Annotated in this window: 19 protein-coding genes; 6 read left to right on the top strand and 13 right to left on the bottom strand. The window is 56.1% G+C overall.

Going from position 1 to position 25509, the window contains the following annotated elements; translation table 11 throughout:
- Window positions 1–250 precede the first annotated feature (250 nt).
- Entirely contained in the window at window positions 251–1702 is a 1452-nt protein-coding gene (locus CEPID_RS04060; RefSeq protein WP_047239873.1) for a glyceraldehyde-3-phosphate dehydrogenase, read from the bottom strand.
- 280 nt (window positions 1703–1982) lie between these two features.
- Window positions 1983–2984 carry a nitronate monooxygenase gene (locus CEPID_RS04055; RefSeq protein ID WP_047239872.1) on the bottom strand — a complete coding sequence of 334 codons (1002 nt, stop codon included), beginning with the start codon at window positions 2982–2984 and terminating at the stop codon, window positions 1983–1985.
- A 48-nt stretch (window positions 2985–3032) separates the two neighbouring features.
- On the opposite strand from CEPID_RS04055, the gene CEPID_RS04050 reads away from it, so the two are divergent.
- On the top strand, window positions 3033–4667 hold the full coding sequence (locus tag CEPID_RS04050) for a peptide chain release factor 3 (protein WP_047239871.1): 1635 nt from the start codon (window positions 3033–3035) through the stop codon (window positions 4665–4667).
- Between the two features lie 18 nt (window positions 4668–4685).
- On the opposite strand, the gene CEPID_RS04045 is transcribed toward CEPID_RS04050, so the two are convergent.
- Together CEPID_RS04045 and CEPID_RS12860 are read right to left on the bottom strand one after the other, a co-directional pair.
- Entirely contained in the window at window positions 4686–6497 is a 1812-nt protein-coding gene (locus CEPID_RS04045; RefSeq protein WP_047239870.1) for a hypothetical protein, read from the bottom strand.
- Complete coding sequence (locus CEPID_RS12860; protein WP_158408020.1) at window positions 6460–7125, bottom strand: DUF3558 family protein; 666 nt, start codon at window positions 7123–7125, stop codon at window positions 6460–6462. Before CEPID_RS12860 ends, CEPID_RS04045 begins: the two co-directional genes overlap by 38 nt.
- A 392-nt stretch (window positions 7126–7517) precedes the next feature.
- Here CEPID_RS12860 and CEPID_RS04040 point away from each other — a divergent pair, with 392 nt between their 5' ends.
- Window positions 7518–9749, top strand: coding sequence for an MMPL family transporter (locus CEPID_RS04040; RefSeq protein WP_047239869.1), 2232 nt, complete (start codon window positions 7518–7520; stop codon window positions 9747–9749).
- A 20-nt stretch (window positions 9750–9769) separates the two neighbouring features.
- On the opposite strand, the gene CEPID_RS04035 is transcribed toward CEPID_RS04040, so the two are convergent.
- Genes CEPID_RS04035 through CEPID_RS04025 form a run of 3 tightly spaced genes read right to left on the bottom strand, consistent with a single transcriptional unit; the run spans window position 9770 to window position 11936 of the window.
- The gene (locus tag CEPID_RS04035; RefSeq protein WP_144413443.1) at window positions 9770–10867 is read right to left on the bottom strand and encodes a DUF5808 domain-containing protein; all 1098 of its coding nucleotides are present in this window, start codon (window positions 10865–10867) and stop codon (window positions 9770–9772) included.
- Window positions 10868–10885: 18 nt separating this feature from the next.
- Window positions 10886–11245 (bottom strand): GntR family transcriptional regulator, encoded by a 360-nt coding sequence (locus CEPID_RS04030; RefSeq protein ID WP_052843365.1) that lies wholly within the window; start codon window positions 11243–11245, stop codon window positions 10886–10888.
- Window positions 11246–11282: 37 nt separating this feature from the next.
- On the bottom strand, window positions 11283–11936 hold the full coding sequence (locus CEPID_RS04025; protein WP_047239867.1) for a sulfite exporter TauE/SafE family protein: 654 nt from the start codon (window positions 11934–11936) through the stop codon (window positions 11283–11285).
- Between the two features lie 129 nt (window positions 11937–12065).
- Between CEPID_RS04025 and CEPID_RS04020 the strand changes: the two genes are divergently transcribed.
- Entirely contained in the window at window positions 12066–13070 is a 1005-nt protein-coding gene (locus CEPID_RS04020; RefSeq protein WP_047239866.1) for a DUF6882 domain-containing protein, read from the top strand.
- On the opposite strand, the gene CEPID_RS04015 is transcribed toward CEPID_RS04020, so the two are convergent.
- Complete coding sequence (locus tag CEPID_RS04015; protein ID WP_047239865.1) at window positions 13067–14128, bottom strand: enoyl-CoA hydratase/isomerase family protein; 1062 nt, start codon at window positions 14126–14128, stop codon at window positions 13067–13069. The two genes, CEPID_RS04020 and CEPID_RS04015, sit on opposite strands and share 4 nt — an antisense overlap.
- 151 nt (window positions 14129–14279) lie before the next feature.
- Between CEPID_RS04015 and CEPID_RS04010 the strand changes: the two genes are divergently transcribed.
- The 3 genes from CEPID_RS04010 (at window position 14280) to CEPID_RS04000 (ending at window position 18081) form a co-directional block, all read left to right on the top strand.
- On the top strand, window positions 14280–16619 hold the full coding sequence (locus CEPID_RS04010) for an MMPL family transporter (RefSeq protein WP_047239864.1): 2340 nt from the start codon (window positions 14280–14282) through the stop codon (window positions 16617–16619).
- A 50-nt stretch (window positions 16620–16669) separates the two neighbouring features.
- The gene (locus CEPID_RS12425; RefSeq protein ID WP_052843363.1) at window positions 16670–17269 is read left to right on the top strand and encodes a TetR/AcrR family transcriptional regulator; all 600 of its coding nucleotides are present in this window, start codon (window positions 16670–16672) and stop codon (window positions 17267–17269) included.
- A 107-nt stretch (window positions 17270–17376) separates the two neighbouring features.
- Complete coding sequence (locus tag CEPID_RS04000; RefSeq protein ID WP_047239863.1) at window positions 17377–18081, top strand: nicotinamide mononucleotide transporter family protein; 705 nt, start codon at window positions 17377–17379, stop codon at window positions 18079–18081.
- A gap of 254 nt (window positions 18082–18335) precedes the next feature.
- On the opposite strand, the gene ppk2 is transcribed toward CEPID_RS04000, so the two are convergent.
- The 5 genes from ppk2 to CEPID_RS03975 all read right to left on the bottom strand — a co-directional run bounded on the left by ppk2 (window position 18336) and on the right by CEPID_RS03975 (window position 25471).
- The gene (gene ppk2 / locus CEPID_RS03995; protein ID WP_047239862.1) at window positions 18336–19214 is read right to left on the bottom strand and encodes a polyphosphate kinase 2; all 879 of its coding nucleotides are present in this window, start codon (window positions 19212–19214) and stop codon (window positions 18336–18338) included.
- Between the two features lie 71 nt (window positions 19215–19285).
- Window positions 19286–19612: a putative quinol monooxygenase gene (locus CEPID_RS03990; protein ID WP_047239861.1), complete on the bottom strand. Its 327-nt coding sequence runs from the start codon at window positions 19610–19612 to the stop codon at window positions 19286–19288.
- Entirely contained in the window at window positions 19609–20784 is a 1176-nt protein-coding gene (locus CEPID_RS03985; RefSeq protein ID WP_047239860.1) for a GIY-YIG nuclease family protein, read from the bottom strand. The genes CEPID_RS03990 and CEPID_RS03985 overlap by 4 nt, the downstream gene beginning before the upstream one ends.
- Window positions 20781–22757 (bottom strand): DEAD/DEAH box helicase, encoded by a 1977-nt coding sequence (locus tag CEPID_RS03980; RefSeq protein WP_236684291.1) that lies wholly within the window; start codon window positions 22755–22757, stop codon window positions 20781–20783. Before CEPID_RS03980 ends, CEPID_RS03985 begins: the two co-directional genes overlap by 4 nt.
- Complete coding sequence (locus CEPID_RS03975) at window positions 22754–25471, bottom strand: DNA methyltransferase (RefSeq protein WP_047241332.1); 2718 nt, start codon at window positions 25469–25471, stop codon at window positions 22754–22756. The genes CEPID_RS03980 and CEPID_RS03975 overlap by 4 nt, the downstream gene beginning before the upstream one ends.
- Window positions 25472–25509: the final 38 nt, after the last annotated feature.

The raw sequence follows: 25509 nt of genomic DNA, 5'->3' as shown, positions 1-25509 counted from the left end.
ACTACGCAGAGCAGCGTTTTTTAATGAATAAAATCCCAAAGCGGTAGTCCGACTACACCGAAGGGACGACATCGAGCGGGCTACGGCTGCCAGAACACAGTAAATACTGGCTTCAAGGCCTACGACATTGTGGAATTCGGGAATCAGAAGGCACACGCTTCCCTACTTAACCTCCGCTGCAACTGGGCGTCGCAAAGCAAAAAACCGCGCCCAACCCTAACGGCTGGGCGCGGCTCGCACCAACTAAAGCTTAGACCTCAGACAGTGGCAGGCGAGCTGGCAGCACCTTCGGACGGGCTCCAGCCATCTCTTCTACGATGCGGATGACCTGGTTGGAGTAGCCGAACTCGTTGTCGTACCAGACGTAGAGGACGAGCTGCTTGCCCTTGGCGATGGTGGCCAGGCCGTCGACAACGCCTGCGTGGGTGGAACCAACGAAGTCGGTGGAAACTACCTCTGGGGACTTGATGTAGTCGATCTGCTGGCGCAGCTCAGAGGTGAGGGACACCTGACGCATGTAGTCGTTGACCTCGTCGACGGTGACGTCGGACTTCATGTTGAGGTTCAGGACTGCCATGGAGACATCTGGGGTAGGAACACGAATTGCGTTACCAGTCAGCTTGCCTTCGAACTCAGGCAGGGCCTTGGACACAGCCTTTGCAGCGCCAGTTTCGGTGAGCACCATGTTCAGGGTGGCGGCACGGCCACGGCGGGAACCCTTGTGGAAGTTGTCGATCAGGTTCTGGTCGTTGGTGAAGGAGTGAACGGTCTCGACGTGACCGTATTCAACACCCCACTTGTCCTCCAGGACCTTCAGCACCGGGGTGATGGCGTTGGTGGTGCAGGACGCTGCGGAAAGGACGCGGTCATCATCCGAGATCATGGCGTGGTTCACGCCGTACACGATGTTCTTGATGTCGCCCTTGCCCGGCGCGGTCAGCAGAACGCGCGCAACGCCCTTGGACTTGAGGTGCTGCTCGAGGCCCTCGCGGTCACGCCAGCGACCGGTGTTGTCCACGACGATCGCGTCGTTGATGCCGTATTCGGTGTAGTCAACGGTCGATGGGTCGGAGGAGTAGATGACTTGGATCGGGGTGCCGTTTGCCCAGATGATCGAGTTTTCTTCATCGACGGAGATAGTGCCGTCGAAGGAACCGTGCACGGAGTCACGTCGCAGCAGGGACGCACGCTTAACGAGGTCCTGGTCGCCGTTCTTGCGGACGACGATGGCGCGCAGGCGTGGGCCGTTGTACATAGCCTGGCGAGCCAGCAGGATGCGGGCCAGCAGGCGGCCGATGCGGCCGAAGCCGTAGAGGACGATGTCGGTCTGTGGGGTCTTGTCAGCGCTGCCGATGACCGATTCGAGCTCGCGGTCCAGGAACGCGCGCAGGTCGCCACCCTCAGACTCGAACTTGGTAGCTAGTGCACCCAAGTCGATGGATGCGGTGCCAAGATCCATTTCCACGAGCTCTTCGAGAATCGGAAGGGTCTGGGTGAGTGGAAGTTCTGCGTCGGTGATGCGACGAGCGTAGCGGTGTGCCTTGATGATGTCGATCTCGGAGGTTCCCACGAGCAGGCGCCCGTAAATGGAGGTAACAACGTTGTTGTTACGACGCAGCTTGCCGATCAGCGGGATCATCTTCTCTGCGATTTCAATGCGCTCATTCCAGTCCTGTTGAGCGATTGGCTGTTGCTCCGTCATGGGGGTTTCCTCCGAAGGGTGTCTCGTCTAACGGTTTCGAGTGTACTGCCGAAGTAAAGGCATACATATGTTAAGTTACCGGTTTTGTTTCCCCATTTTTGTCTTACCCCCAATTTGGTGGTCGCATCGCTACCCTAATCCGAACTTTCCGCGGCATCCAGGCAGGCTAACGCAACAATCCCTGCCCCTCGAACGGAGCCGATGTGGCCAAGCTCGCATTTCACTCTAAGGTTCGTGTGCCGGGGGCATTCCCGCCAGGAGCTTACGGCTTCTCGACGCCCTAGAAATCCATCAGTTTGCGCACAATTTCCTCTGCCGGCGCTTCTTCTGCCAATGCGAAGTTCACCCCAGCCCAGGCAGCCACATAATTGAGATCAGTGGTCGTGCGCCGTAGCTCGCCCATCAGCACGTTGATGTGCGGGTAAGCTGCGGGGGCATCTGCGTTATCTCGCATGAATTGAGTCTCGATTCCGCGCGCGAGGCGCCCTGAGTAGGCGCGAGTCACGCTCGTGACACCGCCATGTGCTTTGGCTTCCTTAATCGCACGTCGGTGCAGTTCACTTGTCCCAGCCTCATCTGCCAGTAAGAAGGCGGTGCCGCACGACACGGCAGCAGCACCCGAGTCCAGCGCTGCCTTGACGTCCTGTGCGGTAGCAATACCGCCTGCCGCAACCATGGGGATCCCCACTTTAATTTCGCGGAGCAATTCCAGATGATGCCGTGGATCGGCGGGTGCGTGGATGGAAAAGGTACTGCGGTGTCCGCCAGCTTCGGCGCCTTGGACGATAATGGCGTCTGCTCCATAAGCTTCAGCGCTCTTAGCGTCCGCAGGGTTGGTGACGGTCACCCACGCCTCAATGTCTCGCTTGTGGAGTTCGTCAATGAGAATTGGTAGCTCGATACCAAAAGTCATGCTGAGTACCGACGGCGCAAAAGCATGGACAAACCCCGACTTCTCGGCCAGCCGATCGGATTCGTCGACTTCTTGGTATTTCGGAACGTCCTTACCTTGGTTAAGGTACAGCGGGTAAATCCGCTGCGCATACTCTCCAAGAGCTTCATCATCGATCGGTTCCAAGCGCTGATAAAAGAGATTTACCCCGAAAGAATCAGCCTTGACTGCGCGCATTTGTCGCTCTAGCACGGTACCGGTGAGGTAGCCACCGGCGATAAAGCCGAAGCCTCCGGCCCGGGAGACGGCGTCGACAAGCTCTGGCGTTGAAGGCCCGCCAGCCATGGGAGCCGCGATGATGGGCACGGACAGCTCGGAAAGAACAGACATGTATTCCTTTTTAGTCCTTGCGAGTGCAACCCGCTATCCTTAACTTTCATGAGCTCTGTTTCCGCCGAGGCCCAGCGCCGCCGTACCTTCGCCGTAATTGCCCACCCGGACGCGGGTAAATCCACGCTGACGGAGGCGCTGGCGCTGCATGCGCACGTCATTTCGGAAGCCGGCGCGGTGCACGGCAAGGCGGGACGTAAGTCCACGGTCTCGGACTGGATGGACATGGAAAAGGAACGCGGTATTTCCATCGGTTCCTCCGCGTTGCAGTTTGAGTACGCGCCGGAGGGCCACACCGGCGAACCATACATGATCAACCTGGTGGACACCCCAGGTCACGCGGACTTCTCCGAGGACACCTACCGTGTGCTCACTGCTGTTGACGCCGCGGTCATGCTCGTCGACGCATCCAAAGGCCTCGAACCGCAGACCCTCAAGCTGTTCAAGGTCTGTAAAGCGCGTGGCCTTCCTATCGTTACGGTGATCAATAAGTGGGACCGCCCAGGCCGCACACCGCTTGAGCTTGTCGACGAGATCGTGTCCGAAATCGGGCTGCAACCAACCCCCATGTATTGGCCAGTGGGCGAAGCTGGTGACTTCCGCGGTCTGGCCCGCATCACACCCGATGGCGAAGTAGACGAATACATTCACTTCCTGCGCACCGCCGGTGGCTCCACGATTGCGCCGGAGGAGCACTATTCTCCTGATGAGGCGGCCTCTCGGGAAGGATCAGCCTGGGATGCGACCGTCGAAGAAGTGGAACTCATGACGATGGACGGCGCTGTCCATGACCAGGAGCTTTTTGAAACCTGCGTGACGTCACCAACGATTTTCGCCTCCGCCATGCTGAACTTCGGCGTGCATCAGATCCTGGATACGCTGTGCGAGCTGGCGCCGTCGCCACGCGGGCGTGCGTCAGATCCGAAAGCAGTAGCAGCAGCTACCGGCACTTTCGACGAGTCCCGCGAGATCGAGGATTCCTTCTCCGGCGTCGTGTTCAAAGTTCAGGCAGGCATGGACAAGAACCACCGCGACTCGCTGGCTTTCATGCGCATCGTGTCCGGAGAGTTTGACCGAGGCATGCAGGTCACCCACGCACAGTCGGGCCGCAGCTTTTCGACGAAGTACGCGCTGACGGTCTTCGGTCGCACCCGATCCACCGTGGAAACGGCGTACCCAGGTGACATTGTCGGCCTGGTCAACGCCGGATCGCTTGCGCCTGGCGACACCATCTACGAAGGCAACAAGGTCCAGTTCCCACCGATGCCACAGTTCGCGCCCGAACACTTCCGGATCCTGCGCGCGAAGTCCCTGGGCAAATACAAGCAGTTCCGCAAGGCGCTCGACCAGCTGGCTGCCGAAGGCGTGGTCCAGATCCTGCGCAATGACCTGCGTGGCGACGCTGCCCCAGTCATGGCCGCCGTGGGCCCGATGCAGTTCGAAGTCATGCAGGCCCGCATGGAAAACGAATACAACGTTGAAACGGTCACCGAACCGATCCCATATTCCGTGGCACGTCGCACCGACGCAGCTTCCGCCGCGGAGCTCGGCCGCCAGCGGGGCGTGGAAATCTTCACGCGTACCGACGGCGAGCTCATCGCCCTGTTCGGCGACAAATGGAAACTGGCCTTTATCGAAAAGGAACACCCGGAACTCACCATGGAACCGCTGGTGGCCGACTAGCCCGAACTGGTTTTGCAGCTAGCTCCTAGCCCAGGCGCCGATGGCTCCAGGCACAACCGGCGGGAGATCACCGAGCAGAGCTTTCATGTTCCCTTCGTCCTCCAGCGGGCTGGTCACGGACTTCACCTTGGACCGCTTGTTTTCTTGCGGAGCACCGGCCATCGGCATCCCGCCAAAGGGAGCCACGCTGCGGCCGGTAGCAGCCGCGGAACCTGCACCCGCCGCGCTCGCTCCCATCGGCGCGGCACCAGCACTGAGCGCCCCCGCACCCAAGGCACCGACGCCCGCACCCAACGCCCCAGCAGCAGCCCCCTGCCCCAAACCTGCTCCTGCGCCCGCCATGGAGGAGCCTCCACCACGCTGCTCTTCTCGACGCCGTGATGCAGATCCCGCGCCAAACCCTCGCACATCCGTGGCACCGCGACCATCGGTTCCCATGGTTTGGGCAGGCAGCATGCCCGACATCAGCGGATTCGCATTTGCAAACGTGCCACCTGGATTGCTACCTGCGATGGCTGGCAACCCGGAATGTGCACCCGTGGTGCCCATGCCCGATGAAACCGTGCCGATTCCTGCACCTCTAGTGCCGACATTTGCAGCCCCGCGCGAGCCAGCTGCCCCACCAATTAGACCAGGCATCAAGCCCGAAGAATTCCCAGAACCAAACCCCTGGGGTAGACCTGCCGACAAGCCATTGGCTGGTTGCGTCATAGTAGGAACACTCGATGACATCCCTCCCAGCGTGGGCGGTGCGGTGACCGACGCAGCCTGAGTCCCGACTCCACCCACTCCAGCCAATTCGGCAGCCTGCTGGCTAATCTGCCCGAACGAGCTTGCGGACATTCCTCGGGGATCATTAATCAACCCCTGCAACTGTTGCGATCCAGCCTGAATTAACTGCACTCCAGGAAGCCCGCCGTTGCCATTTATGTCGCTCATCGCCAGGTTGATCGTTCCTCCCCGATTGCCTGCAGCGTTAAAGTCCATCAAGTTGCGCAGAGTAGGCACCACCGACTCCACGGCAGCCGGAAAGGTAGAACCCATAAAGTCATCCAAGAACGCACGCTCCGCTTCGGCGCGCTCCAACGGATCCTCGATGAATGCCAACGCAAGCTCAGCAAGCGCAACATGGAAAGCCCCAGCCTGCTCCACGGCCCCCATTGCTTCCACCGACGAGGCCATCACCTGAGCATTCACCGCGAACCTGTCGGCGCCATCCGCAATGTCCAACGCATGATCTACTGCTCGTTCGATAGCCCGGGCCTTATTGATTTCATCCATGTCCCACGCAGTTGTACGAATGCTTTCTGCCAGTTGGGACGCATTCTTCCCCATCGCCCGCCAAACCTCGGCGGTCGTCCCCACCGCTGAGGAATCCGTGGACGAAAACGCTGAACTTAGTTCCGCCAAACTCGATGGAATACTGACCACAGGAACTGGAAAGTCAAAATCCTCAAACACGACATCGGGCCGCTGCGGAAACAATTCTGCCTCACCGCTTACCACCCCGCCCAAGTCAGCGATCTGCACAGCACGATCAACGATATCCTCCTGCCCCAGCAGCACCTGCTCCGTCGCCAACAATCCGTCACGCAACCAACCGACCTGCTGCGCATACTTCTGCAGTGTCGTAACAGCAGAACCGACGCCCCCATCCACCACCGCGCCATGAAAAGAACCCATCTGGTCAAGCCCCGAAACCTCGGAGTAGGCGGCGGAGATGGTGCCGTTAACTTCGACATTTTGCAGCTCTATGGCACTCTTGGAAATTCCATCTATTTCGTTTACTTGATTACGAAATACTTCTTTGTTGATTTCTAGACGATCCATTCCGAGCAATTCCTTCCACAATCGGATACAACTTTTCCAACAGCGCCAAGGAACGATCACACACTTCTTGCTCAGTCATCCTCTTATTCCGATCAATGAAACCAGCACTAAATTGACCGCCTGAAGTCTGTGCCACTGAAGAACACTGCGCCTTGTCTCCTTTTGCCATGCGAAACTGATAGGCATTCGGAATTTCCGTAATTAGCGGAAGCTTTACAGGTTCCCCCACCGACTCCGCCCTTTGACGAGTTCCAATATTGACAGCCAAGTTGGCCCCGTCTGGAAATCTCTCTCCCGAATCTACCGAGAACGCACAGAATCGATGCAAAGCTCCAGGCTCGTGCGTGATCTCCGAACGCTTTCCCAATCCGGCTTCCCGCAAAACGTCTTCGGGAATTTCCGAACATGGATCTACGATTCGGAAGCCAGGAGCTTTGGGATCGAAAGAAGCGGCCGTCGATAGGTCAACCGTCGGCAAGCCAGCGGTCGCAGCCGCTTCCGTCGATGGGGGCGTACCCACCTCTGACAAGCTTTCTTCGAGACGGCAACCGGCAAGAATAACTGAACAAGCGGTGACCATAATGGCACCTGAGGTGACCTGTACCCAAAATGAAGATCGGCGACGCACGTTCCCCCCTCGTGGAATTGTCAATCCGAAACGCCGAACCTCATCATAAGTGCAAACCCCCTCACTTGCATTAGACTTCGCGAGCCCACCGAACCGTTCCATACTTTCGAGAAGTCATGGAAACTACCCCTGATATAGGGCAATTGGGATCGACTCAACACCACTTAGTGAGATGACAACAACTTGAGCTTTCGACGCTTTTCCAGGATGCGCCCTTCAACCTGCCACCCAGCTAAAAAAGGGGTAGGTTTTGTCTGGGATTTTCACCGAGCTAGAGTGGCCGGTAAGTTTATAACGATTCCATAAACTCGTATGACCAAAAGGACGGACTAGCAGTGCTATCGGGTCTGCTTTATAGACTTGGCTCCGGGAGCTATCGCCATCGAGGTCTCATGAGCGGTATCTGGCTCGTACTTTTTGGCGTCCTGCTCACGGTAGTGCTGTCCTCCCCCATTTCATTTAGCTCGGATTTCACCCTGCCACAACTGCCCGCCACACAAACGCGAGCGAAGATGGATGAGCGATTCCCGCCGGTCGGGCCGTCGGCGTCGACAAGCACAGCTCAAGTCATCATCCAGGTTCCTGAGGGTGAAACGCTCGCGGATCCCGACCATGCCCAACGCATAGCGCAACTGATAGCCGCGCTGCGGGAGTTACCGGGGATCACCAAAGATGCCCCGATCAACACACCTCAGGAGCGCGCGAATGAGCTGCGTGAGCGGGTGTTTCGTGAAGAAAAGCAGTACGGCCTGCCTTCGAGCGTCATCGAAGGAGACTTCCGAAATATCTCGCCTGTCAACAACGCCAACGACACCGGGATCTTTGAAATAACACTCGACCTCGGACCGGATGGGAAAGTCCCGGACGAGGTCGTCGACAAGGCTGCGGACACTTTAGCGCAGTTCAACAGCCCTGAATTCGCCGTGGGTTACTCCGGTGGGCCGTTTTCCGATGGCGACACCGCCCAGCAATTCAACATGGAATCGGAGGCTATTGGACTCCTGATCGCCGCGCTAGTCATCACCGTGACCCTGGGTTCCCTACTGGCAGCAGGAATTCCGCTCACCACGGCCGTCTTTGGCATCCTACTGAGTATCGCGGGCATCGCGCTGGCAGCACGTCACACTGCCTCGGTGAACTTCCTAGCACCGACATTTTCGATCATGCTCGGGCTCGCGGTAGGGATTGACTATTCCCTCTTCGTCCTCGCCCGCTTCCGCAGCGAACTCGTGCGAAAAACGGGCTATGACATCTCACCAAGAGAGCGTGCCGAGCACCTCCGAGAACTGCCTAAAGCCGCCTTTGCCGACGCCATGGGCATCGCCGTATCGACGGCAGGTCGCTCCATCATCTTCGCTGGCGCAACAGTCGTCGTGGCGCTGGCCTCGCTTTGTGTTTTCCGCATCAGCTTCCTCAGTGGGCTCGCCCTCACCGCAGCCAGCACCGTGGCAATTTCGGTAGCGATTGCCCTCACGTTCCTACCCGCGGTCACCGCTTGGTGCGGAAGAAAGACCTTCAGCCGGCCGCTGCCCATCTTCCGCGCCCCAGACCCGGAGGACGAACGTCCCACTTTTGGGCTGCGTTGGGTACGCGCCATCCGTAAGCATCCAGCGCTTTTCCTCATCCCAGCTGTTCTCTTTCTCGCACTCTGCGCGCTGCCCGCCCGCGACATGCAAGTAGCAATGCCTACAGATTCCACCGCACCGCTAGGTACCCCTACGCGGACCGCAGCAGACATGATCGAACGTGGATTTGGCCCCGGGCGCAACTACCCAATGGTGGCACTCGTTGATCTTGCTGAAGTGCCACAGGACCAACGCAAACAAACCATCTTGCAGGTCGGCAGCAAGATTCGGAAAATCGACGGCGTCCAACATGTCCAAGCCGTCCGAGGCACCGACACCCTAGACACCGTAGAGTTGCTGGTCACCACGAAATATTCCGCGACAGATCCGCGCGCAGCCAGCATCGTTCATCGCTTGCGGGAAAACGCTGAACAGGTGGAGGCGTCGACAAACGCTAGCTACGGCGTGACCAGCATGACGGCCGTATTCGTGGATCTGACTATCCTGCTCAAGCAAGCATTGATCCCATATCTGGCCATCGTGCTTGCCTTGGCATTTGTGCTGTTGGGAATCATGTTTCGGTCGCTGTGGATCCCACTCATCGCGACGATTGGCTTCTTGCTGTCCATGTCTGCCACATTTGGGATCACAGTGGCACTGTTCCAACACGGTGCTTTCGGGCTGGTCAGCGATCCGCAACCGCTTATCTCTTTCCTGCCGATCATTCTGGTGGGTCTTGTATTCGGGCTAGCAATGGACTACCAGGTCTTTCTCGTTTCCCGTATGAGAGAGGGTTGGGACTTCGGCAAGACCGCTGGAAACGCCGTAGCGAACGGCTTCAAACACAGCGTGCGCGTTGTCACCGCAGCCGCCCTCATCATGGTGGGGGTTTTCTCCTCATTCCTGCTGCATGACGTCGCCTTCATCAAAACCATGAGCTTCGCGCTAGCCACCGCAATCCTGCTGGATGCCTTCCTGGTGCGCATGACAATTCTGCCCGCAGTCATGTTCCTTCTCGACGAGCAAGTCTGGAAAATACCCTTCCGATCGTCGCGTTAAAGGCTTTTCAGACCAAGCAGCTAGAACAGGGCAACTGCCAACGTCGCAATGAGAATGAGCACTGTGAACAGCGCAAAAATCTTTCCCGGCCAGCGACCGTAGTTGAAGTCCCATCCAACGCCCAATCGCTTTTCCACGAATATCGCCGGATCATCAGGATTGTAATAAAACATTCCCCACACAACATGTGAGTCCATATCTGGCGGCTCCGTACCCATGTCTTGAATCTGGCGCCGGTCCCCGTAAGCTCCGACCCCACCCCTCTTAGCTCCGCCGGAAATCCTCGCTAGGGATACCGTCATAGCCACTGCCCCTGCGACAGTCCCTATCAGAAACAGCACAGAAATGAGTTTTTGATACTCATGCCAGTCAGGCAAGCACATGCTCAGCTGCATGCACACCAAGCCAGCACACAGGTACGCAGACATCCATCCCAATGCCGAAGCAGTAGATGCCCTGATCTTGGCTGCTTGCTTGCGGGATTCCGGCTGATGAGCTGTGCGAGAGCTCGACGGTGCGACACGAACAATCCACGCCAAAGCACCGAGAAAAAGCAAGAGCCCCACCGCAAAGAACATCCCGAAGAACACGCTTCCGACCGACTTGGTGCTCCACGCATCCGGTTGGAAGTGCGCATCAAAATGCGTAGCGAATTCACCCGGCACTTCATCCCAACGCGCACCCAAGTAACTTGCGCCTGCCATTACTATCGCGCCAGCACACCAAAAACCCCACCAATTGACTGGTAGTTCTTCCTCCTCGGAATCAACCACGTCTCCACGAAGCACCACTGGCACATCCGCATACCAGTCCTCCGCCCTTTTCACAGCTCGAATCCGCTGGCCACAGCGGTTCCAGCCCATGATGATCAACACCATTGTGGCGATGGTGGCTACGGGAATCAGCTGCGGGGAAACCAGCACCAGCACTGCCGTAGCAACAGCAGACGCAAGCGCGCACCACATTAACCAGGCCCGGGCCTTAGCGACGGCGTACCGAACCACAGGATGCTCCAGACGCGCACGAGGAACACTCACTCCGATCGGAGCAGGACCATCAACCACCCACAGCAAGCTCAGCGGCAAAACTGCCTGCGCGAGCGCCAAAACAAATGCCATAGCGACAACCATCAGAACTCAGCCTTTCTCGACAAAGGCGGCGGAAGTAGCGGCATCGAGCATGTCATGCAGTTGCGCCGTCGATACGCCTTGGGCGTGCGCCCGCAAGACTAAGGCGACGAGCTCGTCCTGTAGCGACTGGGTTCCCTCCATTACCACCACGGTCCCCGAGCGCCCGTGGGTCGCGACAATCCCCTCGCTTTGCAGCAGGTCGTAGGCCTTTTTCACGGTGGCGGGATTGATACCGAAATTGGCGGCTACTTTCCGCACAGAATTGAGCTTCGTACCCCTTGGCAGCTTTCCCCGCGCTATGTCAGCGATGATTTCGTCGTGAAGCTGCTGAAACAGGGGAATCGGCGAGTTTGGGTCAAGCTGCATCACAATCTCCAATCTGTATCGCTAATTGCAGTACAGATTACAAGTGTGTGCACCCCATGACAATCAAACACACACTCACCAAGTAGCCAGCCCACTGGGAAACCCGGCTGCCATTCTCCCGAGACCATGCAAAGGCGCGTCCGGCCGGAGATTCAGGGTAGGCACGGACAAAACCGACCGCCACCGCAGTCAGCGCTGGCAAACTCAGCGCGAGGCTGGCATAGAATACGAGCCCCAGGTAGCGAACGGGCGTCGAGAAGCCCCCAGTGCTCAAATAGGCCAGTCCGGCGAAGAACGGCAAGGAAGTGATCGACTGCACCACCCCTAACACAAATCCAACTGCAGCGGTGCGCCAAGTCGGAGTCCGCAAAGGACCCAGCATGCGGTTCATGAGGGCAGTAGAATCCCCGCCGCGCCAAGTCATCACCGCGCTGACCACGCCTACCGCGATCAGCACCCAACCAAAGATGGGTGAGGCCAGCGCAGCCTCCACTCGCGAGCGGATCGAATCGAGCAAAAGCAGCACCGGGACCGACAGCAAGAAAACTCCCAGCCAATCCCCGCCCACGAGCAACGTGGCGATGCGACGATACCGTGCACTGGGAGGCAACACTACCCCAAGCAGCACAATCACACCGATGAGGAGCACATTGATGGAATCCATCAGCGCGTAACTCACGGCGTGCCACATGTGGTTATCCTTCTCGGGTGGGCGGTCGGGGACGTGGCCAGTATACTGAGACCGATCAAATAGCAAATATGCAGCCCCGATGTGAGCTGTGCTGCTAGATACCGCAGACACCAATGGAAGTTGACTCACGTGCATTTAGCTGCCCCGCGTACCCTCAATGAGCTAGCCGAAGACGGCAAGATTAACCAAGCTGACATTGACGCTCACTTCAATCAATTTCTCGGTGCAGTCAACGCTACCGAAGTCGCTCGCACCAACGATGGCTTCACCGTGCGCTTCGGACGCTCCGGGCACCCCGACCTCGACGTACCAGCCCGACTCGTAGCCACCATCCAGGACGACCAATGGCATTGGAACCTTCCCCAAGCCGCCACCGCAGCAAGCAGCTTCAACATCCCCGAGCTCAATTCTCCCACTCCGGCGATCAACCTGGACGTACTCACCGCCGCTGCTCGCACCCTTTGCGACGACGCCCCCATCATCCGCGTCCCCTTCAACGACCACGTCACAGTCCTTGCGCTCACCATCGCTCCCAGCCGCAGCACAGCACAACAAGCACTACTCAATGGCCCGTGGGATCCGACTCCGCGCGAGCTCACCGCTTTCGCCGTTCGTCGCGGGCTCGCCTCCCTACCGCCACACACCACCACCAAGGAACTACGCACTACCAGCTATTACCTCTCCCGCGAGCACCAAATGCTTTTCGACGCCCGCGTGAACAGCAACCCACAACTGGCTGCCGCACTCCCCCAACTTGGAATCCCACTCGGACACGTCTCCAACGGGCTGTGGACCTGGGCTGATAGTCCCCTAGTCCGCCACCTGCGCAACTTTGGGCAGGAACACACGATGCCCGTGTTTGTCCGACCGCAGGTCCCACTCGATGTTGCCCAAAAGCTCAACCTGATCGACTGCGCCAAAGCAGCCTCTCAAGTGTGGACGCATGTCTTCATTCCGCTCACCCCGACGGCCTATCGCGTGGTGCTGCTACAGCACCCCGAATTCACGGTCCCGGTGGCAACCCGCGAAGTTATCCACGCTGTGCTCAGCCAGCCACCGGCAGGCGACATCGACCAAGACGCGGCCCGCGAGGAGTACCTAGAGCACGTACGCCTGCGAGCCGAAAATCGCTAGTTCAATACTGCGTGGTACTTGGCAGCGTCTACTTCATCGTAGGTAGCAGGCACGAAGCTGGGGTTGCGATCCTTGTCAACCAACACCGCGCGAATGCCTTCCGCAAAGTTCGGCTCGCGTCGCAGCAGGTAGCCGATCTCGTATTCGTTGTGAATTGCTTCTTCGACGGTACTCACCTTGGTGTTCACTGCGTACATCTCTGCCGAAGCAACCACCGAGGACGGGTTCGCGTTGCTCATTAGGTCACGCACCAGGTCAACGAATTCTTCGTTTTCACATTCGTTCAGCGCGGCATCGATTTCCGCCCACGTCCCCTTGCTGAAGCATGCCTCAATCTCAGGCAGGAATTCGCGGATCCTCGGTTCTTCGTCCAATTCCCCCGCGTACTTTTCGAGCGCCTCATCAATAGACTCCGCGATGAGCATTTCTTGGAACTCCGCCAGGTCTTTGCTCGGCACGAAGTGAGTAGCCAAGCCGGTGTAGAGCATATCCGCTGCGCTTAAGCGGTAGCCGGTCAAGCCAGCAAAGGTAGCAAGAGCCGGAATCTTCCGGCCTTCCTCGCCGACCATGTGCGTCATCATGTAGGAAATTCCCACATCGGGGACAAAGCCGATCGCCATCTCCGGCATTGCAGCGAACGCCTTTTCCGTAATCACTCGGTGGCTGCCGTGGGCACTGGCGCCAAGGCCACCACCCATCACGACGCCGTCGATCAGCGCCACGTACGGCTTGGGGAAATTCGCCATGATTTTATTCATGGTGTACTCCTTCTGGAGATATTGATCCCCAAACTCGTGATCACCTTCAATGGCGTGGTCTCGCACTTCGCGAATGTCCCCTCCCGCACAGAAGCCACGCTCGGAGTTCGAGAAGATGAGCACCCGATGGATCTCCGGGTCATCGCGCCAGTCCTCGAGCGCCGGCGTGATGATATCTACCATCTCGCCGTTGATGGCGTTAATCGCACGGGGCCGGTTGAGCTCAAGAATGCCCGTGGATGCTTGAGCGTATGCACGCACTGGAGCATCGTGGCGTGTTTCATGTCGTTTTCTTTGCATAGTGTTGAGTGTGCCACAATTCCGCACGTCCGTGGCTACTTACGCCCAAAATTCCAGCTCACAGCTCACATCCCCTAAATGTTGCACCCATCATGCAAGTTTGCATAGACTGTGCAATGTTTCTCAAACGTCTACCCAAGGGGATACTTTCGTGGCTTCATTCCTATACAAGCTTGGCAAAAATGCCTACCTCAACCGCTGGAGATACCTTGCCATCTGGTTGATCATCCTCGTAGCAGTAGGTGGAAGTGCTACTGCCTTTTCCAAAAACACGAGCAGTTCCTTTTCTATTCCGGGCCTCGATTCCGTGGTGACTCAAGAGAAAATGAAGGAACGCTTCCCCGACAGTGTTGACCCAACTAGCGAGCCAACTGCACAAATCGTCATTCAGGCTCCCGAAGGGAAAACCTTGAATGACGAAGAACAAAAGAATGCCGTCAACTCACTGATGGGCGACCTCCAAGCGAAAGACTATCTAATTCGCAAAGAGCAGCTTGTTTCGCCTGCGATGGCAGCGATGGGAATGAAACAGCAGCTCAGCCAAGCAAAGGCTGCACAAGGCGTTCCTCCGGATCAGATCGAGGCGGACTTCAAAGTTCTGTCCCCGTTGAGCGAAGATGGCCGGACGGGCATTGCATCTGTGACCTTCGATGCAGCAACGTCAATGGATGTGTCTTCAGAAGACCTTGCTGATTTGCAGCAGACCCTTGACGAGCCACGCGACGGCATCACCGTTTCCTACGGCGGCCAAGTCATGCAGGGCAACAACGCCATAGGTGGGGCATCGGAACTCATTGGTCTTGCAATCGCTGCCCTGGTTCTGATGATCACCTTCGGTTCTTTTGTCGCAGCAGGCATGCCTCTGATTTCTGCGGTAGTAGGTGTGGCGGTCGGCCTGCTGGGCATCACCCTGGGCACGGCTTTTACAGACTCGATCAACGATATGACTCCAACTCTTGCCTCAATGATCGGCCTGGCTGTGGGTATCGATTACGCGCTGTTCATCGTTTCGCGGTTCCGTAGCGAATTGATCTCGCGGATTGGCAATGACCTTTCCCCTGCCGAACTTGCCCAGGCAATCAAACGAACCTCTCGTGAACAACGCGCTGAGGCAATGGGCTTCGCTGTGGGCAAGGCCGGTTCTGCCGTCGTTTTCGCAGGTCTCACTGTTATCATCGCGCTCACGGCCCTCACGATTATCAACATTCCATTCCTATCTGCCATGGCGCTAGCTGCAGCTGCGACCGTCGTTATTGCTGTAGCAGTGGCCTTGAGTTTCCTGCCGGCTCTGCTGGGAGCGCTCGGGACCAAGGCATTTGCTGGAAAGGTGCCTGCTGTTAAAGCTCCGGATCCAGAGGACGAAAAACCAACCATGGGCCTCAAGTGGGTACGTCGTATCCGCAAACACCCACTTATCCACCTTGTTGCTGGCGTAGCTTTCTTAGCGCTTCTGGCAATACCCGCAGGTAACCTGCGCCTCGCCATGCCTACTGACGGCAGCGCCAACCTTGGTTCTCCTGCCCGCATTGCTTACGACACGACCGCGGAAGCATTCGGCCCAGGACGAAATGCTCCGATGATCGCTCTCATTGACCTAGCCGACGTCCAGCCGGAAGGCCGGCAAGAGGCCGTCGCAAAGGCTGTGGAAACCTTTGCCACTACCGAAGGCGTGGCCAACGCACAGGTAGTCAAGACCACAGACAGCTTGGATACCGCGCAGGTGCTAATCACCCCACAGTTTGGCGCAACAGATGAACGCGCTTCTGAGACCCTGGCACGACTGCGTGAGCACGCCGCAGCGTTCAACAGTGAAACGGGTGGTACGTATGGAATCACCGGTGCCACCCCAATTTTCGATGACATCTCGCAGCGCCTCCAAGATGTCCTCTTGCCTTATGTGGCGATCGTACTTGCGTTAGCATTCTTGGTGCTCATGCTGGTATTCCGCTCCATCTGGGTGCCGCTCATTGCAGCTGCAGGCTTTGCTCTTTCTGTAGCCGCGACGTTCGGTGTGACGGTCGGGTTCTTCCAGGAAGGTTGGCTGGGCCTCATCGAAGACCCACAACCATTGCTTTCCTTCCTCCCTATCATGCTAATCGGACTCGTGTTTGGCCTTGCGATGGATTACCAGGTCTTCCTCGTCACGCGCATGCGTGAAGGCTGGGCGCACGGTAAGACTGCCGGGAATGCGACCTCCAACGGATTCAAGCACGGCGCGCGCGTCGTCACGGCTGCTGCCCTCATCATGATCTCGGTGTTCGCCGCGTTCATGCTTCAAGACGCCGTCTTCATCAAGACCATGGGTTTTGCCCTCGCCGTGGCCGTGCTTTTCGACGCCTTCGTGGTCCGCATGATGATCATCCCAGCCACAATGTTTCTACTCGACGAACGGGCTTGGTGGCTGCCAAGCTGGATCGATAAGATCTTGCCCAAGGTTGATATCGAGGGCGAAAGCCTCCAGCGAAGCGCCGGAATTCAGGCCTCGAACTAACCTCTCGTCCGTGTCACCCCGCTACAGAAAGTTCAGGTAACGCAACACTCATGGCTGGTCTCCGCGAATCCAAAAAGGCAGCTACTCGTGCTGCAATTGCAGCTGCGGCAGCGGAAATCGCAATGCGCGATGGTGCAGATGCAGTAACCGTCGCGGCCATCGCCGAAGCAGCCAATGTCTCAACGCGGACTTTTCATAACTACTTTGCGTCCCGCGAAGAGGCGCTCGGTGAATATTTGCGGGGATCCGTTGAGGCTCTGCTTGCAAAAGCCGAAGGGATTCCAGCCACGACCAGCCTGTTCGACACCATCGAGCTCATTTTGATCGACACGATCCTGCACGATAAAAACATGCGTGGCACCATCACCGCGCTGTTCACGATCAGCCAACAGGTTGATTGCATGTCCCCTGGGCAGGTGCCTGCGGAAATGAAAGAGCTCACGCAATGGTTCCTGGAGCGGTGCTATGCACGTTACCCCGACCACGATCGCCTTAGGGTTCAACTGGCCTTCCAACTAGCTGCCCACACAGCCGCAGCGGCGATCGAGAGCGAATTGCTGCACAGTGGCTCAATGGAAGCCACCGACCAGCTCGAACAGCGCATTCGTAAAACTTTCGCACTAGTGCGCAGCGGTGAGTTCACCCGCTGACAAAGCACTACCCGGTCGGTGGCCGATGCTTCCCAAAGCTCTAACGGGCGAATGCTCAGTGGTCGGCGAGCATAGCCAGTACGGTTTCGGGTAACCTCAGCTTTGAAATGAACCTCTTCAATCAACTCCTAGGTGCCACTTTGATGATTGGTGGCGTGCCCATTCTCTGGAGAGAAATCATCGGCAACATTTTTGGCCTCGCCAGCGCTTACGGTGGGATGAAACGCGTGGTGTGGGCGTGGCCGATTGGAATTATCGGCAACATTTTGTTGTTTACGGTGTTTTTAGGCAGCGCGTTCTCCACACCCCAGAATTTGGATTTGTACGGCCAAGCTGGCCGCCAAGTGATGTTTCTAGTGGTGAGCACCTACGGTTGGTATTCCTGGTCTGTTGCCAGACGTCAAGGAATCAAAGAGGAAACGGAACTGGATCCTGCTCGATCAATCGTGTCGGAGCCGGCCGCCGATGCCTCTGCGGTGCGACCACGCTGGGCTAGCACACGTGAGCGGCTTGGCATGGTCGTGTTCGCAGTATTCAGCACGGTGGCATGCGCATGGGTTTTTCAGGCCCTGGGCTCGTGGGGACCATGGGCAGACGCTTGGATCTTCACCGGTTCACTATTGGCGACTTACGGAATGGCTCGTGGCTGGACCGAGTTCTGGCTGATTTGGATCGGCGTCGACATCGTCGGCGTACCGCTACTCCTACATGCCGGTTTTTACCCTTCGGCGTTTCTCTACGTCGTCTACGGGGCGTTTGTATTGTGGGGGTTTATCACTTGGCTGAAAGTGCAGAAAAACAACCCGCACTAGCTTTTCGACGCGACATGCTTAAGCCCAATTCGCGTTGTTTGTTTCGCTGCTTAGTGCAATTTTTGCTTTCTCCGTTCGATTTCACCCCCGCCGTTGGGGCAGGAGATCCCACGAGCGGTTTGGGGCGGAATTCCGGTTGGCACCTTGCCTGAGAAGGAAATACCGCGGTTGAAGATGAGGTATGGTCCCCGAGTTTGCGGACCTGTATCGGCTTCAAACAGTGCCAAGGGGTGAGTTCGGTCGGAGCGCGGGAACTATTTTTTGGTCTTTTTGTGGGACTTCTTTCCAGGCTTTTTAGTTTCTGCGAGTCGGTCTTCTTCCAGATGTGCCGCCACGTCCGGCACATAGCGGAACTCTTCCCGAGGCGGTCGCACGTAATCATTGGACGATTCAGGGCGTTCTGGGATCTCCGGCAACGGACGATCGATCTTCTCATAAGGAATCGTGGAGAGCAGGTGGCTGATCACGTTGATTCGGGACCGCTTTTTGTCTTCGGATTCCACGGTGTACCACGGTGCGGATGGAATGTCGGTATGGATAAACATTTCATCCTTCGCGCGCGAGTAATCTTCCCAGCGCGTGATGGACTGCAGATCCATCGGCGATAGCTTCCAGCGACGAAGCGGATCATTCCGCCGCGATTTAAACCGCTTGACTTGTTCTTCGTCGGACACGGAGAACCAGTATTTGCGCAGCATGATGCCGTCTTCAACTAGCAAGCGCTCAAAGATTGGGGCTTGGTGCAGGAAGCGTCGGTATTCCTGCGAGGTGCAAAATCCCATCACTCGCTCAACACCAGCGCGGTTGTACCAGGAGCGGTCAAAGATGACGATTTCTCCGGCGGTCGGCAGCTTTTCGACGTAGCGCTGGAAGTACCATTGCCCCTGCTCCCGAGAGTTCGGGGCCGGCAGCGCCTCGATGCGGCAGGTACGCGGGTTGAGGTATTGGGTGATGCGTTTGATCGCGGAGCCTTTTCCGGCAGCGTCGCGCCCCTCCATGATGATGACCACGCGGGCACCGGTTTCCACCACCCATTGCTGCATATCGACGAGCTCAGCCTGAAGCCGCTTCAGCTCGGCCTCGTACGCTTCTTTGGCTAGCTTAGGTGGTTTGTTTGCGTCCTTTTTTCCCATACCCGCAAGTCTACCCGCCGTTAACCTAAAGTTTGCTTTTGGCCTGCGCTGCACTCATGGACGAGAAAGAACTACTTCTCGACCTTAAACTCAGCCATCTCATCCCACTCAGTCTTTCCCGGGATGAGCGTATTGATGATGGTCGGCGTTTCCACCAGCAGCTTCGGCATATCGACGCACGCCTGCTTGAAATGCTCGGAGTTGACATGCGCTTCCGCGGCATCGTCCTTGAAGCCTTCTACCAGGATAAATACATCATCTTCCTCGGTGGAACGGTACCAGTCGAAGAACAGGCAGCCGTCCTCGGCGCGGGTGGCGTCGGTAAATGCAGCTACTTCCTGGCGGAAGGTATCGACGAATTCTGGACGGACTTTGTACTTAACGTTGATGAGGATCATTGGAAAAGCTCCTGTTCTTCGTTGAGGACGAGTTTTTGTAGTTCCCTATCGTAGTGAACTTCGACGATGTCGCCGGTTCGGATCATGTCGATGGCTTGATTGATCACCGTAAGTGGCACAACGAACCATTCTTTGGGGGTGTAGTTCTTTCCCTCCAAGTCGATTTGGCTAAGTTGCAGGCGCGCGCTGTCGAACACCCGGTGAATGAGGTTTTCCAGCGCCGATGGCCGGATGGCTTGTAGTTCGTAGTCGGCGACGATTTCTACGGGTGACATGAGATAGGTCGGGTCGGTTGCGGCGTTGGCAATGCGCTTTTCGACGGCCGTCCTGCTGTAGCCAATCTTGTATAGGTCTTTCATGCCCGCGATTTGCGGGTCCGTGCTTTGTGATTTGAGCACGTAGATGTGCCCTGTCATGACTGCCGGGTCCATGATTTCGGTTTCGTCGAATGAGGTTTGGGCGAAGGCGCGGCCTTGTTGTTCGTACATCCGAATTGCTAGGGATTGCCTGTACATGGATGACTCGGTGCCGTTGGAAAAGATGACGCGGAGTCGCTGCTTCGGACGCAGGCGATCGCCGTTTGCTTTGAGCTTGGTCTCTTTTACTTCAGCGATGTAGCAGGTCAGACCACCGAGTACGAAAAACTTTCCCTGTTCGATGGTGGATACTCCGCCGAACGGAACCAGAATGAGGTCCCCGGCTTCTAGTTTCTGCTGCACATCAATAAATAGCGGTTTGAATTTGTCGAAGTCCTTTGCAGGCTTGCGTTTCGCGGCGTCTTCGTTCTTTCTTGGCTTGGCAGGAAGGGCGCCGACGTCAAAGATTCCCGAGTCATCGCCGAGCAGGTCAAGGTCATCGAGGGAGTTGAGTTCGTCGATGGTTGTGGGCGCCTCGGGAAGCTCGAGCAGTGCGAATTCATCGAGGTGTTTTAGAGCTTCGATTTTGTTGGGGTTGGCCAAAATGCCGTCGAGGCGTGCACCTAGTTTACGCTCGGAGATGTTCCGGGTGGTTGAGCTTGGCTTTTCTCGGTTCTCTCGATAGAACTCGTTGATTTCGAGGAATGCTCGTTCGAGCCGGTCTTGGGAGGTGACCGGTGCTACTTTTTCGGGTTCGTCGAGCAGACCGTCAAGGTCGCTTTCGAGGAGTTTGTCAAAGTCGTCGTACAGGCTCATTGTTGTTTCTCCTGTTCACGCTTTTGCTTCATCTTTCGAAGCACAAGGATTGCCTCGGCGTAGCTCTTTTCCGTTGGGTCTTCTGAACGGCGGTCTGGGCGTTTGCCGTTGACCTTAACCCATTGCTGGATGGCCGGGAAGAGGTGCATTGCTTCTTCCTCAGTCATGGTGATACGACCGGTTTCGATTGCGTCTGAGATGAGGCGCAGCACGGATGGTGTGACGGATTTGGAGAGGACTTCGAAAGCGCGTTGGAAGGGGTTGACGGAGTCGATGAGGTTGATGGAAATTTCGTCAATGTTGACGAATTTGTCTCCTGCTTTGAGGAAGCGCTGATCTCCGACGTTGCGAACTTCGCCATTTTTGATGACAGAGTCAACCACCACATGCTGGCGAACTTCTTCGACTTCCGCTGGCGATAGTTCTGGGTACCGCTTACGAATGATTTTTGGAATCAGAATCTTGTTAGTCGTTTCCGGATCGACCTTGCCGACGGCTGCGCGTGCAAAGGTGTCGTCCTGCAGGATGGTGGCTTTGAGGTCGTTGAGGTCGGATTCAATGATTTGACGTACTCGGTCTGTCGATGGTTCTTTAAAGCCCTTGATTTTGATTTCACCAGGCTGTGCAGCATCGTCGCCGGAGTGTTTGGTCTTGAACTCAAAGTTGGGCGCAAGGACCTGTTCCATTAGCAGGGAGGCCGTGATGGCTTTGAGCATGTTGTTGACTGATAGAACGACTTCTCCTTGAGTGGCGTCCGGCGCGGCAATGAGGTTGGTGAATTGGGCGTGGGTTTTTCCTTCGCTGTCTCGGGTGACTCGACCGATGATTTGGATAACTTCTGTTAGCGAAGCGCGGTAACCAACGGTCAACGCATGCTCCGCAAATGGCCAGTCGAAGCCTTCCTTCGCCATGCCAAGGGCGATGATGATGTCGACGGCATCCCGGTTTTTGGAAGCAACCTGGGTCAAATACAGCAGCGTCTTGGCGCGGGCCTTTTGATCAGCGTCATTCACCAGGTCAGCAACTTTTAGGATTTCACTGTTGTCTTTCCTACGAATGGAAATGATGCCAGTGGTGTCATCGGTCGAGACGACATCACCAATAATGTCAATGATGGAGTCGACCTCTTGGAGTTTTTCTTTGGTCGACTCGCCGGAGTTGACGTTCGGGATATGGATGATGGTCTTTTTGTCCAGGTCGAGGACTTCGCCAATCGCTTCAAGGTACTGGTTGCCGTAAAAGTGATGTCCAATTCCCAGCGATTTGAGGTATTGGTAACCGTTGAGCTGGTCGTAGTAGTTGTAGGTGACCGGAGTGAATTTCGCTTCGTCTTCTGGGGATAGCACCGGAACGGAGTCACCGCGGAAGTAGGATCCCGTCATCGCCACGATGTGGGCGTCGGATTCCTTCATTACCTCGCGTAGCAGAGCGCCAAGCTTGCTGCTTTCCATGTCAGCGGAGACATGGTGAAACTCGTCAATTGCGAGTACGGTGCCGTCGAATTCTTTCGGGGATAGCTTTTCAAAGGCAAAGCGCAGGGTGGCATGTGTACATACCAGCACTGCATCTGGGCCGTTAAGGAACGAGACAAAAGAATCCACTTTGCTTTGGCTCGTCCCCGGGGTGCATAGGTTGTTCTCGGGTTTTACCTCCCAGTCCGCGAAAAAGCCAAAGGGTGTGAGCTTGGTGGAAGCAAAGGACTCGCCGATGGAGCGTTCCGGCACCGCTACGATGACCTTTCGACGCCCCTGATTAAACAGCTTGTCTAGGCCCACGAACATCAACGCGCGCGACTTACCCGACGCAGGAGGCGCCTTCACCAGCAAATACTGCGCATGTCGCTCCTCAAATACTCGCTGCTGCATCTCGCGCATGCCGAGCTCATTGGTATTAACCGAAGTACCCGCCTGCGCGTATTCCACATTGACAATGTTTGCCTCGGCATGTCGGCCGCCTTGCCCCGGAGTAATCACTTCTTCTTACCCTTCGATTTCTTGGCGAGCAGCTCTTGCGCTTCCCGCTCGATGTACTCCTCATACATAGCAAACAGAGTAGACAGTCGAGACTCATCATCGAACACCTGTTCCCCATAGAGGGAATCAACGAGCTTATCTACGGCATGGTGCGCCTCCCGCAAGTCCTGCGGCATCTTCTCCCGGTCATAGAGCTCAGCCAGCGTCCGATCACAGTGATACTCACGCACATCCAACACTCGGAGCGCCACCTTGGTGAGTGCTTCCTTGACTTCATCAGACAATGGCGGCACTGGGAAATTGTTGTAGACGATGGTGTTAGAGTAACGAAGTCGCGTCTCCAATTGCCCACCGACAGCACGAACCCACACCATGTGCATCTTCGAGGTAAGCAGGGAAAAGAGCCATGGCTCGGCGTCGTAGATTGCAAAAGCCAGATTCGAAATCACCGTATTTGAATCTAAATAACCAATCGGAATGTATTCCCGCCGTTCCGACGAAACACTGGGCACAATAATCGAATCAGTTTGTTTGTATGAAATCTGCACAAATCGATGCGAACGGTCTGCATATGAACGAGTACTACTAGCCTTACTTGCGGCACGTTCTCGCCTCACTCGATCCAACCGTTGACGAATGAATGCATTTCCCATCGCATCCTCGACCTGATTATCCTCAATCCAAAGACAGTACCGAACATTTCCTTTGATAAAATCTTCGGCTCCGATAAATTTCTTTATAAACTTTAAAACCTCTTTATTCCCACTCACCAGCTGTTCAAATTCAGATTCCGAAAGAATTAAGTTGCCCCCATCTCTTGGCATACTTCCGAAGGCCATCTTCGGCAAATGCTCATTAAAATTAGACTTGCGTCGCACGATCTCCACATTTGGAGCATCCGAAAGGTAGCCATTAATATTTTGAGCAAATCGCGAAATCCCCGAGTCGAAAATAAATCTCGGATCATCCGATTTATTCCGCAGGCCGATTACAACAACTGTTACCCCAGCATTTCTCTTTGCATTGTTCTCCCATTTGAACGAAGCATAAGCGAATCCAATTTCAACACCCAGATTGAAAATATACGGAAACATCAGAGAAACATGCTCACCTTGGGAGATGGAATTGGTAGCGACCAATGCGACCTTACTTAGTGAGCCCTGAATGTAACGCGCCCCTTTGATAAACCACAGTGCCACGTAATCGAGATTCTTGTTATATGGTTCGGAACCAAAAATGAAATCGTAATCCTCCTTTTGCTCTGGTTCAAGCTTCTTCGAGCCACCATAAGGCGGATTTGAAATCAGATAAATCTCATCAGAGCCATTATTTGGACATACTTCGTTCCAGTCGATTCGGCAAGCGTTTCCGGCACGAATTTGACCGGTTTCCTTCAGCGGAATGAGTGGGATCGCGACACCAAACTTATCTTCAAAATCCTTATTCATTTGGTGCTTAGCAATCCAGAGGGAAAGGATAGCTACTTCGGTGGCAAAGTCATCAATTTCGATGCCGTAAAAGTTTTCGATGTTCACCAGGGACGTAGTTACCATCGAACTGTATTTGGCTGGATCAAGCTCCGCGAGACGGCCAAGGATCGCATGTTCGAGTTTGCGTAGTTCCTTGTAGGCGATAATGAGGAAGTTGCCGGAGCCACAGGCAGGGTCAAACACTTTAATTTGGGAGATTCGAGCCAGAAGTGCCGTCAACTGTTTGGGGCTGTCATAGCCGGCGTCGAAAAGCTGCTTGAGCTCATCCAAAAACAGAGGCTCGATCGTTTTGAGAATGTTGGGCACCGAGGTGTAGTGCTGCCCCAGGTCAGAGCGTTGCTCGGATTTGACGATCGCTTGAAACATCGAACCAAAGATGTCCGGGTTGATCTCCTGCCACAGCAAGGTTCCCAGCTGGATCAGGATTTCACGCGCGTGCTTGGTGAACGTCGGGATGCTGACCGGGGCATCCTTACTGAACAGCCGGCCATTGACGTAGGGGAACCCAGAAAGGTAGCTCGGCTTGTCCCCTACATTCGGCGTATCCAGTGCGAGGAAGAGTTCAGCGAGGAATTCCCGGGTATCTGAGCCGTCCGTGTGGGTGTGCGAACCTACAGCATTGGTGAACTGGTTCTCTTTGAAGATTCCAGTATCTTCCGCGAAATAGCAAAACAGCAGACGCGTGAAGAACACATTGAAACCATGCCGACCTTCATCGGTTGAGGTCAAGTCTGGGTTAGCTCTCAGCAGCTCGTCGAAAAGCTTGCCCATGCGCTCAGCAGCCTTGACGTCCGCATGAGATTCGGCAGCATACTGCGCCTTTTCCATGCCTGCCCACGGCAGGAAGAAGATAAAGTGCTGCGCAATATCTCGAATTGGAATCAGCAGGTTCTCGCCGGTCTTCATGTCCAGGGCCACCAGCTCGACAAAGTCCGTGGTGATAATGAAACGAGGATTGTACCGAATTACATGTGGCTCGGTACGCAATGTTTGAAGCTCGGCGAGCGCATCTGCGCTTTCCCGGAAGTAGACAGTGTTCTTCAGGCCAACCTCTTTGTCCTTGTCCTGCGCAATGTTGATGGAACCGGAGCGAAGCCTGGTGATCGTTGCCTTCGGCTTACCAAAAACATCGAGTAATTCGAAGATAAATTCACGGTCATAGTTTTCGCGATTCCCCAGCGATTCGACGCGTTCCTCGATGGTTTTCAAGCTGAGCCGGGCCACGTTCACCACTCCACTCCACAGGGTCAATGAGCGCGCAA

Source organism: Corynebacterium epidermidicanis (genome assembly GCF_001021025.1).
Classification (GTDB): Bacteria; Actinomycetota; Actinomycetes; order Mycobacteriales; family Mycobacteriaceae; genus Corynebacterium; species Corynebacterium epidermidicanis.
The sequence above is the reverse complement of the archived record's forward strand: the minus strand, read 5'-3'. Positions and strand labels throughout refer to the sequence as shown.